Genomic DNA, 18707 nt, shown 5'->3' with positions numbered 1-18707 from the left:
AGCGCTTCCGCTCGCCGGTGTCATGCTCGGCCGGGCGTGGCCTCCTCGATGAGGCTTTCGTGCGGAGCACCCGCCCGCCTGCGCAGTGCGGCGAGTTCCTCCATGCGGCCCAGGGCGGCCAGGGCCTTGGCCAATTCCCGCCCCTCGCGCGCGGTCAGGACGGCCGGCGGCAGTTCGGCCAGGAGGGCGAGGAGTTCGTCCCGCCCCATGTGGCGCCAGACGTTGAACAGCCCGTGGAAGCCGAACGTCGGTTCGCGCGGGCTCGATCGCTCATAGGCGAACCGGTCGGCCGTCTCCGGCGGCGCGAAGGCGATGCCGTGCTCCGCTTCCAGGTGGCGCCGGTACCGGCGGCCGATGCTCGCGTCCTCGTGGCGCACGTCGGTGATCCGGGGATCCTGCAAGGCCCGCAGCAGGCGCATCGAGCGCAGCGAGAAGCCGCCGTTGCCCACCTGCATGCCGTCGGCGTGCCAGGGCCAGCGCGCGCCGATGTAGTCGTAGCGGCGGAACTCGTCGCACCAGCGCGATGGGTCGGTGATGAAGCCGTCCCACTGCACCACCAGGACGAACGGGGTGTCGACGTGGTGGACGAGGTCCTTGAGCAGGAACCGCGAATAGGCCTCGCGCCCGTCCAGCCGCGGGATGGCCACGCGCTCGATCCCCGGTTCGGCCGGATCGGCGTCGGTGAAGAACACGACGCGGGCGAAGTCGCCCTGGACGCGGCAGCGTTCCAGGGCCCGCAGGCTCGCCGCGTGCGTGCGGGTGTCGGCGCACACCACCGTCACGTCGCGCAGCGCCAGACGCCCGGACAGCGGACGGCGGCGCGGCCGGGGCGTCGGCGCCAGGGCCTTCAGCGCCGCCGCCACGCGTTCGACGACGGGGTCCCAGTCGCCGGGCGTGTCCTGGCGGAACAGCCGCATGGTCGGGTACCAGGGCGTGTCGTCGCGGTCCATGAGCCAGCGCCAGCAGCCGTCGAAGCGCGACAGCACCCAGGTCGGCACGCCCAGCCCGCCGGCCAGATGCGCCACCGACGTGTCCACCGTGATCACCAGGTCGAGGGTGGCGACCAGTGCCGCGGTGTCCGCGAAGTCACCGGCCTCGTCCATGAGGTCGACCAATTCCAGCCCGGCCGGCGGCTGCTTCGCCTGCGCGGCAGGCTCGCCCTTCTGCAGGCTGTAGAACACCACACCGCCGCCGGCGGCGGCGAGCGGCGCCAGGGCGTCCAGCGTCAGGCTGCGGCGGCGGTCCACGGCGTTGGCGCGCGGCGCGTGCCGGCGCGGGTCGCCCGACCACGCCAGCCCGACCTTGAGCCGGCCGTCCCCGGCCAGCCGCGCCTTCCAGCGCGCCACCGCCGCCGGGTCGGGGTGCAGGTACGGCACCGCGGCCGGCACGGTGTCCACAGTGGTGCCCAGCGCCAGCGGCAGGCCGAGCAGCGGGCAATGCAGCGCGAACCCCGCCGGGATCGGCTCGTTCAGCTCGTACACCGCCTCCACCCCGGGCATGCCGGTCAGCAGCCGCTTCAGCGCCTTCTGCACGGCCAGGACCACCCGCCCGCCGCGCGCCGCCACCAGCGGCGCGTAGCGCACGAAGTGCAGCGTGTCGCCGTGCCCCTGCTCGGCGTGCAGCAGGATCGTGCGGCCCTCCAGGGGCTCGCCGCGCCACGGCGGGTCGGTCAGGTTGGGCGGCGGCAGCTGCCCGGTGCGCCAGCGCCACTCGTATTCCCGCCAGCCTTCCTCCCAGCGGCCGTCCTTGAGCAGCGCCAGCGACAGGTTGAAGCGGGCGTCGGCGTTCTCCGGGACCGCCGCCAGCACGCTGCGGAAGGTCGCCTGCGCCTCGGCCAGCCTGCAGCCGTCGAGCTGCACGATGCCCAGGTTGTTGCGCGCCGGCACATGGCCGGGGTTGAGCGCCAGCGCCCGCCGGCAGGCCGCCTCGGCGACGGCGTAGTCGCGCGCCCCGCGCGGGTGCGCGCGGCGCGCGTAGCCCAGGTTGGCGTAGCCGTCCGGGTGGTCGGGCTTCAGCGCCACGCAACGCTCGTAGTGCTCCATGGCCGCTTCCGCCTCGCCGGTCTCCCACAGCGCGCTGGCCAAATTGTTCCAGGGGTCCGGGTAGCCGGGGTTCAGCGCGATGGCGCGGCGGTAGGGCGCCCGGGCCTCGGCGAAGCGGCGCCGGGCGACGAGGCCGCTGCCAAGGTTGTTGTGCGCCTCGGCGAAGTCCGGACGCAGCGCCAGCGCCCGGCGGTGCAGGGCCTCCGCCTCATCCGGGCGGCGGAGCCTGAGGACGACGTCGCCCAGGGCGCGCCACAGCTCTGCGTCCCCGGACCGCAGCCGCACCGCGCGGCGGTAGTCCCCCTCCTCCTGCCGCAGCTTGGCGAGGTTGCCCTGCGCGTCGGCGTAGCCGGGCTGCAGCGCCAGGGCGCGCCGGCAGGCCAGCACCGCGCGTTCGGCCTGCCCGGCGGCGCGCCAGTGCTCGGCCAGGGAGTTGTGGACGATGGCCGCCCCGGCGTCGACGCGGATGGCGCGGTCGAACAGCCGCCCCGCCTCGTCCGGGCGCCCGTGCGCCTGGGCGACGAGCCCCAGCAGGTGCAGCGCGTCCCCGCCCGCCGGGTCGGCGGCAAGGACGGACCGGTAGACGGCGGCCGCTGCGGAGAGCCGTCCCGCGCGGTGCAGCCGGATGGCGGCGGCCAGATCGGCGGCCAGATCGCCGGCCGGCGCCTGCGCCCTTGCCAGCGTGCGCAGTTCGGCGGCGACCCGCTCGACCACCGGCCCCCAGGCCCCCGGCGCGTCCTGGTGGAACAGCCGCATGGTCGGATACCAGGGGCTGTCCTCGCGGTTGTCCAGCCAGCGCCAGCAGGCGTCGAAGCGCGACAGCACCCACACCGGCCGGCCCAGCCCGCCGGCCAGATGGCACATGGACGTGTCCACCGTGATCACGAGGTCGAGCTGCTCGACCAGCGCGGCGGTGTCGGCGAAGTCGCCCACCGCGTCCATCCAGTCGACCAGGTCCAGCCCTGGCGGCGGGGTCTGGCGCGCCGCCTCGCCCTTCTGCAGGCTGTAGAAGGCGACGCCGGGCACCGCGGCCAGCGGCGCCAGGGCGGCCAGCGGCAGGCTGCGCCGCCGGTCGACGGCGCCGGCCTTGAAGTCGCCCGCGCGCGGCTCGCCGGCCCACACCAGCCCGACCTTCAGCCGGCGCTCGCCCTTCAGCCGGTCCCGCCACGCCGGGCGGTCGGCCTCGGCGGCGCGCAGATAGGGGGCGGCGGGAACAGTGTCGAGCCGCGTGCCGACGAGGCCGGGCACGCTCATCAGCGGGGCGCACGCGTCGGCCGGCGGCGGCGGCTCGTCGAAGCCGGCCACCGCCGCCACGCCATGCATGAGGGCCAGCAGGCGCTTCAGGCCCGGCTGGACGTGCAGCACGACGCGCGCCCCCGCCGCCGCAAGCAGCGGGGCGTAGCGGGCGAAATGCAGCGTGTCGCCATGGCCCTGCTCGCCGGTCAGCAGGATGGTCCGCCCGGCCGGCGGGCTGCCGTCCCAGGCCGGGGCGTGATCAGGGAAGGCTGCCCCTTCCATCCGCCAGCGCGCCTCGTACAGCGGCCAGCCGCGCGCGAAGTCGCCCAGCGCCAGCAGCGTCATGGACAGGTTGAAGCGGGCGACGTGGCTGCCGGGATCGAGGCGCAGGGCGCGCTCGTCCCAGGCGCGGGCCTCGTCGAGGCGGCGCAGGCTGTGCGACACCAGCCCCGCGTTGATCAGGTTGTCCGCGTTGCCGGGCGCCAGCGCCAGGGCCCGCCGCGCCAGCGCATCGGCGCGCCGGAAGTCGCCGCCCAGGAGGTGCAACTGGGAGTCGATCGCGTCCGCCTCCGACGCCGTGGGGTCGATGCGGCGGACCCGCCGGGTGAGCGCCAGCGCGCCGTCGGCGTCGCCTTTGCGCATCAGCACGCCGGCAAGGCAGCCGCAGTGGCCGGCCTCGCCGGGCGCCAGCGCCGCCGCCCGGCGCACGCCGTCCCCGGCGGGGGCGAGCCGCCCCTCCTCGGCCAGCGCCATGCCCAGCGCGGCTTGCACGGCGGGATCCTGCGGGGCGAGCCGGGCGGCGCGGCGGATCATGCGGGTGACGGCGTCCGGCCGGACCCGGCCGTGCACCAGCCGGCCCAAGCCGTGCCAGGCGGCGGACAGGCCGGGATCCAGCGTCACGGCCCGGACAAGGGCGCGCTGCGCGGCCCGGCGTCGTCCGTCGCGCAGGTCGAGCCAGCCCAGGGCGGCGGCGGCCAGGGCGTAGTCGGGACGCAGGCGGAGCGCCCGCCGGAACGCCGACCGGGCCTGTCCCCGTCGCCCGTCCAGGCGCATGGCCTCGCCGAGGTTGTGCAACGCCGTGGCCCGGTCCGGCTCCAGCGACGCCAGCCGGGCGAAGCATCGCGCCGCCACGCCCGCCCTCCCGTCGCCCAGCGCGAGGCCGCCCAGCCGCGCCCAGGCCGCGCCGACCGTGCCGTCCATCGCCAGGACGGCGCGGAACAGGCGTTCGGCCTCGCCGGCGTCCCCGGCCCGCATCAGGCGGACGGCGGACGAGACGGCGGCGGCGATCGCCTCGGACGGCGGGTTGGCACTCATGGCGGCTCGCGGCGCGGGAACGGGGATGCGGTGTCGGGTTGTGATGGGAAACCGGGGGGCGGCCAACGGGGGTCCGCCTCCATCCGGGCGCGTCCCCGTACGTCGCCGCCCATCACGACCCGCTAGGCAACACGAGGATGTCGCTGGCGCCGAGCGTACGGACGTTCAGCGTGGCGATGGTCACCGCCGCTCCGGCGCCGTTGCCGTCGGCGTCGTACGTCAGCGCGCCCGTCGTCGTGTTGAACACGAACCGCGTGTCCGCCGTCGTCGGGTTGTCGAGCGCGAAGCTGGCGGCCGACAGCGTGCCCGCCGCAAGATTGCCGAAGTTCGGGCTGGCCACCGCGATCGTGTCCACCCCCGCCTGGAAGTCGGTGATGACGTCGCCGCCGTCCGCCGGAGCGGTGATGCGAAACACGTCCGCCCCGTCACCACCCGCCAGCGTGTCGGCGCCGGCACCGCCGTCCAGCGTGTCGTTGCCCAGGTTGCCGTACAGGGCGTCGGCGTCGAGGTTGCCGGCCAGCAGGTCGCTGCCCTGACCGCCGAACAGCACGTCGTTGCCCTGCCCACCGAACAGCGTGTCGCTGCCCAGGTTGCCGTACAGCACGTCGGCCGCCCGGTTGCCGTAGTGGACGTCGCCGTCCTGGCCGCCGAACAGGGTGTCGCTGTCCTGGCCGCCGAACAGCACGTCGGTACCCTGGTTGCCGTAGACCACGTCGTCCTGCTGGTTGCCGTACAGCACGTCGTTGCCGACGCCGCCGGTCACCGTGTCGGCTCCCTCGTCGCCGTACAGTACGTCGTCGCCGCCCTCCGAGCCCACGAAGTCGTCGCCGCCGCCGCCACGCAGCGTGTCGTCGTCCGCGCCCAGCACGATGATCTGGTTGCCGCTGTCGCCCACCACCATCTGCGAACCGTCACCGCCGGTCACCTGCACATCGCCGACGATGGCGGCGAATTCCACGTTCTGCAGCTGGATCACCGTGCCCTTGGGCAGGTTGCGCACGTCGATCACCACCGCCTGCTGCTGCGTGCTCACGCCGCCGCTCGGGGCCGTGCCGGTGATGACGATGGGCTGGCTGGGCGGCGTCGTCGGGTCGGCGACCACCGGGACGATGGTGCGCACCGTCAACTCGACGCTCTGCGGCAGTTCCTTGGCGAAGGCCTCGCCCACCGTCGTCATCCGGCCCTGGTCATCCGGCTTGTCCTGCGTGCGGCTCTCGATGGCGCGCAGCAGCCCGACGACGCCCTGCGTCGTTCCCGGCTGGTTCACGGTCGTCGTCACGGCCTCCACCATCAGGCCGATCCCCACGGGCAGGCTCGCCTCCAGCACCGGTTGCCCCGCCGTGTTCCTGGCCAGCGGGATGTCGGCGTTGCTGCTCCTGGTGTCGTCATCGGTGCGTTGGCTGGTGACGATGGGCACGGTCAGCGTCTGCGTCACCGTGCCGTCGGCCGTGGTCTGCGTGACCTGCTGGACGACGACGCCGTCCACCGTCTGCGTCGTCGTGGTGGCGGGCGTCTGCGTCGTCGTGGAAGGCGTATCGTTCTGCGGCGGTGGCGGGGGAGCCGCGGTGACGAAGTTGTAGGCCTGATCGCCGCTCAGACCCGCGAAGCCGTTGCCCGCCGCATCGACGAACGCCCCCGACGCGACTTCCAGGTAATAGGCGGTGCCGTCGCTCAGCACGCCGGTTGGGGTGATGGTGACCACACGGCTGTCGTACGCGATCCGGGCGGAATCCGGGGCAAAGCTCTCCACCACCGCGCCACCGCCCGTGCGAAGCGTAAGCGTGCCGCTGCCGGCCTGAACGTCCTCATCGAAGGTGAGAACCAGGCTGGTGCCGGTCGCCACCGCGGTCGCATCGTCGGCCGGGCTGCGGGCCAGCAAGGCCGGCACCGCCGTGTCGATGGTCACCACCAGCCCGCCCGAGGCCTGAGAGGTGTTGCCGGCAGCGTCGATGGCGACGGCGAACAGCGTGTGCGCGGCGTCGGCCAAGGAGGCGCTGGTGACCGTCCAGGCGCCGGCGCCGGACGCCGTGGTGGTGCTCACGGCCGTGGCGCCGTCATAGAGCACGACGCTCGCCGCTTCGGCCACGCTGCCGGTGATCGTCGGTGTGGTGACGTTGGTCAGCGTGTCGGCCGTGGAACCGCTGTTGGAGGCGGTTGTCAGCGCCAGTCCGCTTGGCGCACCGGTGGTTGTGTCGATACTCACCTCCAGCACGGTGGAGGCTTGCGAGGTGTTGCCGGCCGCATCGATCGCGACGGCGGTCAGCGAATGGGTCGTGGCGCTCAGGCTGGCCGAGGTGATCGTCCAGGCGCCCGCCCCGGTCGCGGTGGCGGTGCCCACGGCGGTGACGCCGTCGTACAGCACGATGGTCGCGGCCTCGGCCACGCTGCCGGTGATCGTCGGGGTGGCGACGTTGGTGAGGGCGTCGGCGGTGGAACCGCTGTTCGAGCCGGCTGCCAGCGCCAGCCCGACCGGCATGGCGGGCGCGGTGATGTCGATGGACACCGCCAATGTGCCGGCGGCCTGCGACGTGTTCCCCGCGGCATCGACCGCCACGGCCGTCAGCGTATGGGCGGCCTCGCTCAGCGACGACGCCGTGACCGTCCAGGTGCCGGCACCGTCGGCCGAGGCTGTGCCGACGGCAGCGACGCCGTCGTACAGGATCACGGTCGCCGCCTCACCCGCCGTCCCGGTGATCGTGGGCGTGGTGACGTTGGTGAGAGCGTCGGCGGTGGAACCGCTGTTCGATCCCGCCGTCAGCGCCAAGCTTGCGGGGGCGTCCGGCGCGGTGGCGTCAATGGTCACCTCCAGCGCGGCCGATGCCTGCGAGGTGTTGCCGGCAGCGTCGACCGCCACGGCCGTCAGCGTGTGCGCGGCCTCGCTCAGCGAGGCGGCGGTGATCGTCCAGGCGCCGGCCCCGCTCGCCGTCGCCGTGCCGACGGCAGCGGCGCCGTCGTACAGGATCACCGTGCCCGCCTCGCCCACGCTTCCGGTGACCGTCGGGGTGGTGTCGCTGGTCAGCGTGTCCGACGAGGAACCGCTGTTGGAGGCGGCAGCGAGCGCCAGATCCGCCGGTGCGCCGGAGGCCGTGTCGATGGTGACCGCCAGCACGGTGGAGGCTTGCGAGGTGTTGCCCGCGGCGTCAATGGCGACGGCGGTCAGCGTGTGGGCGCCATCGGTCAGCGACGCGGAGGAGGTGATCGTCCATGCCCCCGCGCCGGCCGCCGTGGCGGTGCCGATGGCGGCGGCGCCGTCGTACAGGATGACCGTCGCCGCCTCGGCAATCGTGCCGGTGATCGCCGGGGCGTTGGCGTTGGTGATGGCGTCGGTCGTCAGGCCGCTGTTGGACGCCACCGTCAGCGCCAGCCCGGTCGGCGCAACGCTGGTCCTGTCGATGGTCACGGTCAACGCCGCCGATGCCGCCGAGGTGTTGCCGGCCGTGTCGATCGCCATGGCGGTGAGCGTGTGAGCGGCGTCGGACAGCGAGGCCGAGATGATCGTCCAGGCCCCCGCCCCGGCCGCGGTGGCGGTGCCCACGGCGGTGACGCCGTCATAGAGCACGATGGCCGCGGCCTCGGCCACGCTGCCGGTGACCGTCGGCGTGGTGACGTTGGTCCGGCGGTCGCTGGACGAGGAACCGCTGTCCGACGCCGCCGCCAGGGCCACGCTCAAGGGAGCGTCGGGTGCCGTGGTATCGACGGTCACGGTCAGCGCCGACGAGGCCGGCGAGGTGCCGCCCGCGTTGCCGGCGATGGCGGTCAGCGTGTGGGCGCCGTCGCTCAGCGACGCGCTGGTGATGGTCCACGCGCCCGCGCTGGACGCCGTGGTGGTGCCGACCGCCGCCGCGCCGTCGTACAGCACCACGGTGCCGAACGTGCCGACGGTGCCGGTGACCGTCGGGGTGACGTCGTTGGTGCGGTTGTCGGTGCTGGACGCCCCGCTGTCCGAGGCCGCTGTCAGGTCCAGCCCCGTCGGCGCGCCGGGCACCGGCAGCGGCCCGTTGTTGAAGACCACCGTGTTACCGGCGAAATTGCCGATGACGGCGTCGAGGTCGCCGTCCCCGTCCATGTCCGCCAGCGTCGGGTTGGACCGGGAACCCACGTCGGCGAGGTGGAAGGGGTTGGTGCCCACCCGCGAAAAGGCCGGTGCGTCCGATGAGCCGGTGTTGCGGAAGAAGACCGTGTTGCCATCGTCGTTGCCGATGAGGGCGTCGAGACCGCCGTCGCCGTCAACGTCCACCAGCATCGGCTTGGCGCTGTTGCCCACGTCGGCGAGGCCGAAGGGGTTGGTGCCGGCCAGCGAGAAGGCCGGCGCGCCCGCCGCCCCGGTGTTGCGGAACAACAGCGTGTTGCCGGTCCTGTTGCCGATGAGGGCGTCGAGGTCGCCGTCGCCGTCCACGTCCACCAGCGCCGGCACGGCGTACCCGTTGCCGGCCACGTTGGCGAGGCCGAAGGGGTTGGTTCCGGCCAGCGTGAAGGTCGGTGCGCCCGCCGTCCCGGTGTTGCGGAAGAACAGCGTGTCGCCGGCCTTGTTGCCGACGACGGCGTCGCGGGCGCCGTCGCCGTCCACATCCTCCAGCACCGGCGCCGCGTATTCGCCCACGTCGGCGAGGCCGAAGGGGTTGGTGCCGGCCAGCGAGAAGGTGGGCGCCGTCGCCGAACCGTTGTTGCGGAAGAACAGCGTGTTGCCGCTGCCGTTGCCGACCAGCGCGTCGAGATCGCCGTCGCCGTCCAGGTCCGCCAGCACCGGCATGGCGCTGCTGCCCACATCGGCGAGGCCGAAGGGGCTGGTGCCCAGAAGCGTGAAGCTCGGGTCGCCGGCGGTGCGGTTGATCACCGCCTGCGTGGTCAGCGCGGCGGCGCTGTTGCCGGCCGTGTCCTGGACCGGGGCGGTGCCCGGCACCGTGTAGCCCAGCGTCACCGTCTGGCCCCGCGTCACCGCCGTGGCGAGCGTCAGCGTCACCGTCGCGCCGTCGACGTTCACGGCGTTGACCGCCACCGGGGAGCCGCCGGCGGTGACCGTGTAGGCGGAGGCGGCCGGGTTGGCGGCGCCGTTCAGCGCCTCGTCATAAGTCAGCGTCAGGGCGGCGCCGCTGACCGTCGCCGACGACAGCGTCGGTGCGGTGGCATCGACGGCCACGGTCACCGTCTGGCCGCTCAGCGCCGTGGCCTGGTTGCCGGCCGTGTCCTGGACCGGGCTGCTGCCCGGCGCCGTGTAGTCCAGCGTCACCGTCTGGCCCTGCGCCACCGCCGAAGCCAGCGTCAGTGTCACCGTCGCGCCGTCGACGTTCACGGCGTTGACCGCCACCGGGGAGCCGCCGACGGTGACCGTGTAGGCGGAGGCGGCCGGATCGGCGGCACCGTTCAGCGCCTCGCCATAGGTCAGCGTTAGGGTGGCGCCGCCGACCGTCGCGGACGACAGCGTCGGCGCCACGGTATCGACGGTCACGGTCAGCGCAGACGAAGCCGGCGAGGTGCCGTCGGCGTTGCCGGCGATGGCGGTCAGCGTGTGCGCGCCGTCGCTCAGCGACGCGCTGGTGATGGTCCACGCACCCGCACCGGAGGCCGTGGTGGTGCCGACCGCCGCCGCCCCGTCGTACAGCACCACGGTGGCGGCTGTGCTGACGGCGCCGGTAACCGTCGGAGTGACGTCGTTGGTGCGGTTGTCGGTGCTGGACGCCCCGCCATCCGAGGCCGCCGCAAGGTCCAGCCCCGTCGGCGCGCCGGGCACCGGCAGCGGCCCGTTGTTGAAGACCACCGTATCGCCGGCGAAATTGCCGATGACGGCGTCGAGGTCGCCGTCCCCGTCGATGTCCGCCAGCGTCGGGTTGGACCGGGAACCCACGTCGGCGAGGCCGAAGGGGTTGGTGCCCACCCGCGTGAAGGTCGGCGCGTCCGATGAGCCGGTGTTGCGGAACAGCAGCGTGTTGCCGTCGTCGTTGCCGATGAGGGCGTCGAGGTCGCCGTCGCCGTCCACGTCCACCAGCATCGGCTTGGCGTTGGTGCCCGCGTCGGCGAGGCCGAAGGGGTTGGTGCCGGCCAGCGAGAAGGTCGGCGCGCCCGCCGTCCCGGTGTTGCGGAACAACAGCGTGTTGCCGGCCCGATTGCCGATGAAGATGTCGAGGTCGCCGTCGCCGTCCACGTCCACCAGGGCCGGCGCGGCATACCCGTTGCCGGCCACGTTGGCGAGACCGAAGGGATTGGTGCCCACCCGCGTGAAGGTCGGCGCGGCGGTCGTCCCGGTGTTGCGGAAGAACAGCGTGTCGCCGGCCTTGTTGCCGACGAGGGCGTCGCGGGCGCCGTCGCCGTCCACGTCCGCCAGCACCGGCACGGCGGAATCGCCCACATCGGCGAGGCCGAAGGGGTTGGTGCCGGCCAGCGAGAAGGTGGGCGCCGTCGCCGAACCGTTGTTGCGGAAGAACAGCGTGTTGCCGCTGCTGTTGCCGACCAGCGCGTCGAGGTCGCCGTCGCCGTCCATGTCCGCCAGCACCGGCATGGCGCTGGTGCCCGCATCGGCGAGGCCAAAGGCGTTTGTGCCCACCAGCACGAAAGTCGGATCGGCCACGACGTATCTCCGCTCGGCGTCGCGGCCCGGTCCGGTCGGACGCGCGCCGCATACATACGAAGCAAGCTTAGACGCCGCCGTTGCAACCGAACATCACATGACCTTGTGAGGGGCGCGACCTTTCATGGCAGACACGTCATGGCAGACGCTCGGGCAGGTCGAGGGTCACCGCCGTCCCGTCCGGGGCGGAGACGATGTCGAGCGTGGCGCCCAGGGTTTCCGCCCGCCGCCGCATGTTGCGCAGGCCCTGGCCGCCGGGCCGGCCGGCGGCACCACCGCGCCCGTCGTCGCGCAAGCACAGGCGCACCGCGAATCCGGGCCGCGGCGACGGTCCGGCCGCGAACGCCAGGGTGCCGGCGCCGCTGTGCCGGCAGGCGTTGGTCACCGCCTCCTGCAGGATGCGGAAGATGGCCAGCACCGCGCCGGGGTGCAGGCCGTGCAGCTCCGGCAGCTCCGCCATCCGCCAGGACAGCGTGATGCCGTGCGCCGCCGCCTGCGGCTCGATCCGCTCGCGCAGCACGCCCAGCATCACGCCCAAATCGTCGCCGTAATCGTCCAGCGAGGCGACGATCAGGCGCAGGTCGGCCAGCGCCGCCCGCACCGTGTCGGTGACCTCGTCCGGACCGTCGCCGCGCAGCTCGCACAGCGACAGGATGCCCACCAGCTGGCCGGCAATGCCGTCGTGCAGGTCGCTCATCAGGCGCACGCGCTCACCCTGCAGCACGGCGAGGCGGGCCTGCTCCTGCTCGCGCTCGAAGCTCCGGCGCACGGCGTCCTCGGCCGCCGCCACGTCGCGCTTCAGCCGGGCGCTGAACGCGTCCAGCACGGTCATGGTCCGCCCGAAGCGCCACACCAGGATGGCGCTGATCGCCGTCAACACCAGCGGCGCCGCGAAACGGCCGAGCATCACGCGCCCGTCCCCCAACGCGCCGCGCAGGACCAGCGCGTCGTGAGCCGCCAGGACCAGCGCGACCAGGAGCGAGCCCGCCAGCAGCATCGCCTCGGCGTTCCTGTTTCGGAACGCGGCCCGCGCCACCACCCCGATGCCCCACGCCAGCAGCCCGAGCACCAGCGGCGTGAGGATCGTTGTCAGCGTCCACACGAACGCCTGGGGGGAGGCCAGGAACAGCAGGGCGACCGTCGCCACCGCCCCCAGCAGGAAGACCCCGATGCCGACCGGCGGGCGCCGGCCGACGAGCAGGTACGTCAGCGGCACGACGAAGAAGGCCCCGAAGAACCGGCCCGCGTTCGCGAGGCGAAGCACCCAGTCCGGCGGAAGGTCGCCGAGAATGGCCGGAAAGGACGCCGTCACATGGAACAGCAGCACGCCGGCGAACACCAGGAAGACACGCTCGCGCGGGCGTGCCAGCCAGATGATGAGCAGCGCCAGCCCCATGGCGACCTGCCAGCCGTCGAGCATGCGCGCCAGCGTCGAGAACAGGAAGACCCGGCGGCCGTAATCCGGGCGCAGCTCGTCGTCGGGGCCGATCGCCACCCGGTCCAGGAACCGGCTGACGACACCCGCTTGGACGAGCGCGATCTCGAACACGTTGTCGCCCGGGCGCAGCAGCGGCGCCGGCAGCACCACCAGCAGCGGGATCGTCCCCGAGACGTCGCCCCGCCCCTTGTCCCAATGGCTGGAGGCCACGGGGGTGCCGTTCAGCGACACGGTCAGGTTGCCCCGGTAGGAAGGGATGTAGAGCGACAGCGGCCGGTCGTCGGCCGGATCGTGCCGGTGGATGACGCGAAACACGCCCGAGCACGGATCCTCCTCCCAGGCCGCCGGGCACCGGAACGGAAGCGTCACGGTCCGCCACGCCGCCGGCGCCCCGGCCCCCTCTCCCGCGACGGCGACCGCCGCCTCGTGCACCCGATGGGGCGTGAGTTCGCTGGGGCGGCCGTCGTCGTCGAGCAGCAGCGCCAGCGCCACCAGCGGCAGCACCATCGTCAGGATCAGCGCTATGTACCACTGGCGCGTGACGGCCGGCGGATCCGTGTCCGACGGGGTGTGCGGGACCTCCGGGTCCTGGGCGAACGCCGACACTCAGGGGCCTATGCTGATGATCTTGTGGTTGATGGCGGCGAACACCGCCTCCCCGCGGGAGTTGACCTCCAGCTTGCGGTAGATGTTCTTGATGTGGGTCAGCACGGTGTTGCGGGAGATGTTCAGCCGCTCGGCGATGTCGCCGTAGGTGAAGCCCTTGGCGATGCCCCACAGGATGTCGATCTCCCGCTCGGTCAGCGCCGGGGGCGGCGTGTCCTGGGGTGCTGCACCCGGCTGCGCCTGCACCCGGCGCACGATGGTGCGGGCGATGGAGGTGGAGATCGGCGAGCGCCCGGCCACCAGGTCCAGCACCGCGCCGACAAGGTCGACCGGGCTGGAATCCTTGAGGATGTAGCCGGCCGCCCCGGCCTCGATGGCGGCCAGCACGCTGCGCTCGTCGCCCAGCACCGAGACGACCATGATCTCCATGGCCGGGTACAGCCGCCGGGTCTCGCGGATCAGGTCCAGGCCGCTGCCGTCGGGCAGCTTCAGGTCGGTGACCAGCACCGCCGGAACGTGGGCGGCGCACTGGGCGCGCGCCTCTTCCAGCGTCTCGGCCGTGCCGACCAGTTCCAGCGCGTCGGCGCCGCCCAGGATCGCCGCCATGCGCATGCGGATGGGGGCGTCGTCCTCCACCAGCAGGACGCGAATGCGGTGATCCGTCGGCTCGTTCATGCGCAGCTTGTCCGTGGGTGGAGCGGTGACGGTCCGTCGCGTTTCGCCGAGCATACGGCCTGCCCTGGATGGCGCACAATCACAAGGAGTTGTGATGCGGGCACAAGGAGAGGTGACGCGGACGGCGCCCGCCCGGTCAAGCCGGCGGCGCGGTCAGCCCGACCGCTTCAGGGCGGCGCGCGCCGGGCAGCACAGCCACGTCGTACAGCTCGTCGATGGTGTGGTGGGCCGTCAGCCCGTGCGCCAGGGTCCCCGTTTCCGTGTCCACCACCACGAAGCCGCAACGCGGCGACGCTCCCTTGTCCGCCAGCCGGGCGCCCAGCCGCAGCCCGTCGAAGGTGCGGTTGCCCGCCCGCGGCCGCGACAGGCCGATCACCGCCCACCGGCCGTGAAACGCCAGACCGCGCGCGAAGCCCGGACAGAAGCACAGCGGCTCGAACCGCCCGGCCGCCGGGTCCACCGTGCCGAACTCTCCGGTGCCGGAGTTCAGCAGCCACAGCCGTCCTCGATGCAGGCGCGGCGAATGCGGCATGGACAGGCCGGCGCACGCCACCTCGCCGCTGGCGACGTCGATCAACACGCCGCCATCGGCCCGGTACTCGCGCCATCCCTCCATCACGTCGCTGCGGCCCACCGCGGTGACGAAGGCCGGACGGCCGTCGGCGCCCATGGCCAGCCCGTTCAGGTGGCAGCGGTCCTCGGCGCGCAGGTCGGAGATGAACGGCGGACGCCACAGCGGCCGGAACCCGCCCCGCGGGTCCGGAGAGGCGAGGCAGCTGAAGCGCGTGTTGACGAACACCACGCCTCCATCCGCGCCCACCGCCGCGCCCACAGCGATGTCGTGGATGTCCAGCGCGCCGGTGGGAAGACCGGCCTGCGGCACATAGAGGCGGTCCGCGCCGGACGCCGTCCGGGCGCCGGGCGGCAACGTGTCGTCGAACCGCCAGAGGTGCGCCTCGCCGCCCACCCACAGCGTGCGGCCGTCCGACCACAACCCCTGACAGCCGGGCACCGCCCGCTGGTGCGCGCGCAGCCGCCCGCCCTCGCCAAGCCCCAGGAAGAAGAGGCGGTGCGCCTGGTAGGTGGTGAAGGCCACGGCGCAGCCCTCGCCCGCCAGCCATTCGGTCAGACCGGGGGTGCCGTCGAAGATGGGGCCGGGGGAAGATGTCGCCATGCCGCTCGCCGCTCCATCCGTTGCGTCCGGCCTCAATGCCACAGATGCCGAAAGGACATCCACCCCGCCCGGCGTCGGTGCGAAACCCGGGATGGGAGCGGATAGGGCCTTTACGGCTGCTCCAGCCACGCCTTGTCGATGAGGGCGGTCAGGCGCCGGGCATCGGTCGATCCGTGCTCGACCTCGGCGGGGATGAAGACCGTCGCGGCCTGCAACTCGAACGTTTCGAGAGCCCCGTCGTCCGCCGCGACGGGGAGCGGGATGCGCCAGGTGAAGGGCCCGTTCCCCGGCAGATGCAGCCGGCCAAGGACCGTCCCGCCGCCGACGAGGCACAGCGTCTGCGGCCGGTTGTGCGGATGCGCCTGCCGGCCGCTCAGCACCAGCACGCGCTGGTCCTGGCGACGCAGGCGGATGGGGGTGTTCTCTCCAGCCCAGCCATCCGGCGAGATGGCCACCGCGACCGCCGGGCTTGCCGCCGCCAGCCGCCGGTCTTCGCGCACGCGGCGCTTCACCTCGGCCGCACCGTCGCGGTCCAGGGTGCGCAACGCGGTGCGCAGCAGACCGAACGGCGCGGCACGGCCGCCCGCCCGGCGCGGTGCGGGATGCCGGTCGAAGCATTCGGTGACGGCCGTCAGCGCCCAATGCGCCGGAACGCTGCCGAAGTGCCGGTGAACCACCCGCATCCCCTCGGTGAGCGACCGGTTCCAGCCGGCGAGCGTCTTGGTCTGCGCGTGCAGGCGGGACTGCGCCTGCTCCGCGTCGATGAAGCCGATGCGGTCCCCCGCCGCCTTGAACAGCCGAATCCACAGGTCGAAATCGTGCGCCGCGTAGAGCGATTCGTCGAGCGGCCCAACGAGGGAGAAGGCCTCGCGGCGCAGGAACACGGTCGGCTGGCAGATGAAGCAGCCATCGCGGAAACGCTCCACCGGACCCGGCGTCTGTGTCGGGTACCAGTCGATCGGCCGGCCGTCGGCGTCGATCCAGCGCGCCCGCCCATAGACCATGAGATGGTCGGGGTGGGCGCGGAAATGGGCGGCGACGCGCGCGACGGCGCCCGGGGTCAGCAGGTCGTCCGAATTCAGCCAGCCGATCACCGCCCCGCTGGAATCCGCCACCGCCTGGTTGATGGCGGCGGCCTGACCGCCGTCGGGTTCGGAGCGCCAGTGGAAGCGGCGCGGCGGCGGCGGCGGCGGCTGGGCCGCCAGGATGGCCGCGCTGGGGTCGGTCGAGCCGCCGTCGCGGACCAGATGCTCGATCCACGGATAGGACTGCCCGGCGACGCTGGCGAGCGTGGCCGGCAGGAAGGCGGCCTGGTTGAAGGAGGGCGTGACGATGGTGACGGTGAGCGCATCGGACATGGGCGGGACGACCGGAAAGGGCAGCGGCGCGCAGGATACAGCCGGTCCCGCCAAGGCGCCACTGTTGCGCCCCAAACGCGAAAATCCGCAATTTGCTTCCATCAAGTCGATTGACGTGGAGAATGGATTCCCCGATACCAGAAGGGTTATCAAGCGAAGTCGCGCTAATTCTCATCGATTGGCCGGCCCTGTCGGTGACGGATGGTTTCGTTGCACCTATGGCTTGAGGGCTGTCGGGGAAGCCTGCTGGGGGACCACTCAACATGAAGACCAAAGTTGCCCTTATCACCGGCGTGACAGGGCAGGACGGCGCCTATCTTTCCGATTTGCTGTTGGGAAAGGGCTATGTCGTTCACGGTATCAAGCGCCGGTCCTCGTCGTTCAACACCGGGCGTGTCGACCATCTTTACCAGGATCCGCATGAGGCCGATGCCCGGTTCTTCATGCATTACGGCGATCTTACGGATTCGACGAACCTGATCCGCATCGTCCAGGAAACCCAGCCGGACGAAATCTACAACCTTGGCGCGCAGAGCCACGTGCAGGTCAGCTTCGAGACGCCCGAATACACGGCGAACGTCGACGCCATCGGCTGCCTGCGCCTTCTCGAAGCCATCCGCATCCTCGGCCGGGCGGAGTGCACCCGGTTCTATCAGGCCTCCACCTCCGAACTCTACGGCAAGGTGCAGGAGACGCCGCAGCGCGAGACGACGCCGTTCTACCCGCGCAGCCCCTACGCCGCGGCCAAGCTGTATGCCTACTGGACGACGGTGAACTACCGCGAGGCCTACGGTTTCCACGCGTCCAACGGCATCCTGTTCAACCACGAAAGCCCGATCCGCGGCGAGACCTTCGTGACCCGCAAGATCTCGCGCGCCGTCGCCGCCATCGAACTGGGCCGGCAGGACCGGCTGTTCCTCGGCAACCTCGACGCCAAGCGCGACTGGGGGCACGCCCGCGATTACGTGGAGGGCATGTGGCTGATGCTCCAGCAGGACCAGCCGGACGACTACGTGCTGGCCACCGGCGAGACCCATTCCGTGCGTGAGTTCGTCGAACTTGCCTTCGCCGTGCTCGGCCATACCATCCTCTGGCGCGGCGAGGGCGTCGACGAGGTCGGCATCGACGAGGCGTCGGGCCGCACGCTGGTCCAGATCGATCCCCGCTACTTCCGCCCCACCGAGGTGGATCTGCTGCTGGGCGATCCGGGCAAGGCGCGCAAGCGGCTGGGCTGGGTCCACCGGACCAGTTTCCGGGACCTCGTCGAGGAGATGGTGCTGAGCGATCTGGATATGCTGAAGATCAACGGGGGGCGCGCATGAACGGCCTGGACAATGCGGACAAAGCCGACTTTCCGCTGGCGGGCAAGCGCGTGTGGGTGGCCGGTCACCGCGGCATGGTGGGTTCGGCGATCGTCCGCCGCCTTGCCGGGGAGTCCTGCCAGATCCTCACCGTCGGCCGCGACGAGGTGGACCTGCGGCGTCAGGCGGCCGTCGAGGAATGGATGGCCGAGGCGCGGCCCGACGTCGTGGTCGTCGCGGCCGCCAAGGTCGGCGGCATCCACGCCAACAACACCTACCCGGCGGAATTCCTGTACGACAACCTGGCGATCGAAGCGAACATCATCCACGGCGCCCACCTCACCGGCGTCGGCAAGCTGCTGTTCCTCGGATCGACCTGCATCTATCCCAAGTTCGCGCCGCAGCCGATCCCCGAATCCGCGCTTCTGACCGGCCCGCTGGAGCCCACCAACGAGTGGTACGCGGTCGCCAAGATCGCCGGCATCAAGCTCTGCCAGGCCTACCGGCGGCAATACGGCTGCGACTTCATCTCGGCGATGCCGACCAACCTCTACGGCATCAACGACAACTTCCATCCCGAAAACAGCCATGTCCTGCCGGCCCTGCTGCGCCGCATCCACGCCGCCCGGATGGAGGGCCAGGAGTCCGTCGGGATCTGGGGATCGGGAACGCCGCGGCGCGAGTTCCTCAACGTCGACGACCTCGCCGACGCCTGCGTCTTCCTGGTGCGGCACTATTCCGGCTATGAGCACGTCAACGTCGGCACGGGCGAGGAGATCACCATCGCCGACCTCGCCCGCACCATCGCCGACGTGGTGGGCTACCAGGGCCGCTTCGACTTCGACGCGTCCAAGCCCGACGGAACGCCGCGCAAGGTGTCCGACGTCGCGCGCCTCGCGGCGCTGGGCTGGAAGGCGCGCATCGGCCTGCGCGAGGGCATCGCGGAAACCTACCGCTGGTACCTTGAGAACCACGCCGCGGCGCGAGCGTACTGAGATCAC

Annotated in this window: 8 protein-coding genes; 2 read left to right on the top strand and 6 right to left on the bottom strand. The window is 72.4% G+C overall.

Annotated features, from left to right (window positions below; all coding sequences use genetic code 11):
• Nucleotides 1–20 precede the first annotated feature (20 nt).
• The 6 genes from VED21_RS38465 to VED21_RS38440 all read right to left on the bottom strand — a co-directional run bounded on the left by VED21_RS38465 (nt 21) and on the right by VED21_RS38440 (nt 16405).
• A complete protein-coding gene (locus tag VED21_RS38465; protein WP_324891758.1) occupies nt 21–4592 on the bottom strand; it encodes a DUF5672 family protein in 4572 nt (1523 codons plus the stop codon).
• Nucleotides 4593–4704: 112 nt separating this feature from the next.
• A complete protein-coding gene (locus VED21_RS38460; protein ID WP_324891756.1) occupies nt 4705–11154 on the bottom strand; it encodes an Ig-like domain-containing protein in 6450 nt (2149 codons plus the stop codon).
• A 136-nt stretch (nt 11155–11290) separates the two neighbouring features.
• Nucleotides 11291–13198: a sensor histidine kinase gene (locus VED21_RS38455; protein ID WP_324891754.1), complete on the bottom strand. Its 1908-nt coding sequence runs from the start codon at nt 13196–13198 to the stop codon at nt 11291–11293.
• Nucleotides 13199–13873 (bottom strand): response regulator transcription factor, encoded by a 675-nt coding sequence (locus VED21_RS38450; protein WP_324891752.1) that lies wholly within the window; start codon nt 13871–13873, stop codon nt 13199–13201. It abuts the gene before it with no gap.
• A gap of 136 nt (nt 13874–14009) precedes the next feature.
• Nucleotides 14010–15047, bottom strand: a complete 1038-nt coding sequence (locus VED21_RS38445) for a TIGR03032 family protein (RefSeq protein ID WP_324891750.1) — start codon at nt 15045–15047, stop codon at nt 14010–14012.
• 110 nt (nt 15048–15157) lie between these two features.
• A complete protein-coding gene (locus VED21_RS38440; RefSeq protein ID WP_324891748.1) occupies nt 15158–16405 on the bottom strand; it encodes a glycosyltransferase family 2 protein in 1248 nt (415 codons plus the stop codon).
• A 263-nt stretch (nt 16406–16668) separates the two neighbouring features.
• On the opposite strand from VED21_RS38440, the gene gmd reads away from it, so the two are divergent.
• Both gmd and fcl read left to right on the top strand, forming a co-directional pair.
• The gene (gene gmd / locus VED21_RS38435; protein WP_324891745.1) at nt 16669–17727 is read left to right on the top strand and encodes a GDP-mannose 4,6-dehydratase; all 1059 of its coding nucleotides are present in this window, start codon (nt 16669–16671) and stop codon (nt 17725–17727) included.
• A complete protein-coding gene (gene fcl, locus VED21_RS38430; protein ID WP_324891743.1) occupies nt 17724–18701 on the top strand; it encodes a GDP-L-fucose synthase in 978 nt (325 codons plus the stop codon). Before gmd ends, fcl begins: the two co-directional genes overlap by 4 nt.
• Nucleotides 18702–18707 lie beyond the last annotated feature (6 nt).

The organism is Azospirillum sp. (assembly GCF_035627195.1).
GTDB lineage: Bacteria > Pseudomonadota > Alphaproteobacteria > Azospirillales > Azospirillaceae > Azospirillum.
Note: the sequence above shows the minus strand (reverse complement) of the source record. Positions and strands in the feature narration are given on the sequence as shown.

What these genes read in the sequence shown, in the direction of transcription:
- VED21_RS38465 (WP_324891758.1), bottom strand. Translation starts at nt 4,592, where the DNA reads ATGAGTGCCAACCCGCCGTCCGAGGCGATCGCCGCCGCCGTCTCGTCC.
- VED21_RS38450 (WP_324891752.1), bottom strand. Translation starts at nt 13,873, where the DNA reads ATGAACGAGCCGACGGATCACCGCATTCGCGTCCTGCTGGTGGAGGAC.
- VED21_RS38445 (WP_324891750.1), bottom strand. Translation starts at nt 15,047, where the DNA reads ATGGCGACATCTTCCCCCGGCCCCATCTTCGACGGCACCCCCGGTCTG.
- VED21_RS38440 (WP_324891748.1), bottom strand. Translation starts at nt 16,405, where the DNA reads ATGTCCGATGCGCTCACCGTCACCATCGTCACGCCCTCCTTCAACCAG.
- gmd (WP_324891745.1), top strand. Translation starts at nt 16,669, where the DNA reads ATGAAGACCAAAGTTGCCCTTATCACCGGCGTGACAGGGCAGGACGGC.
- fcl (WP_324891743.1), top strand. Translation starts at nt 17,724, where the DNA reads ATGAACGGCCTGGACAATGCGGACAAAGCCGACTTTCCGCTGGCGGGC.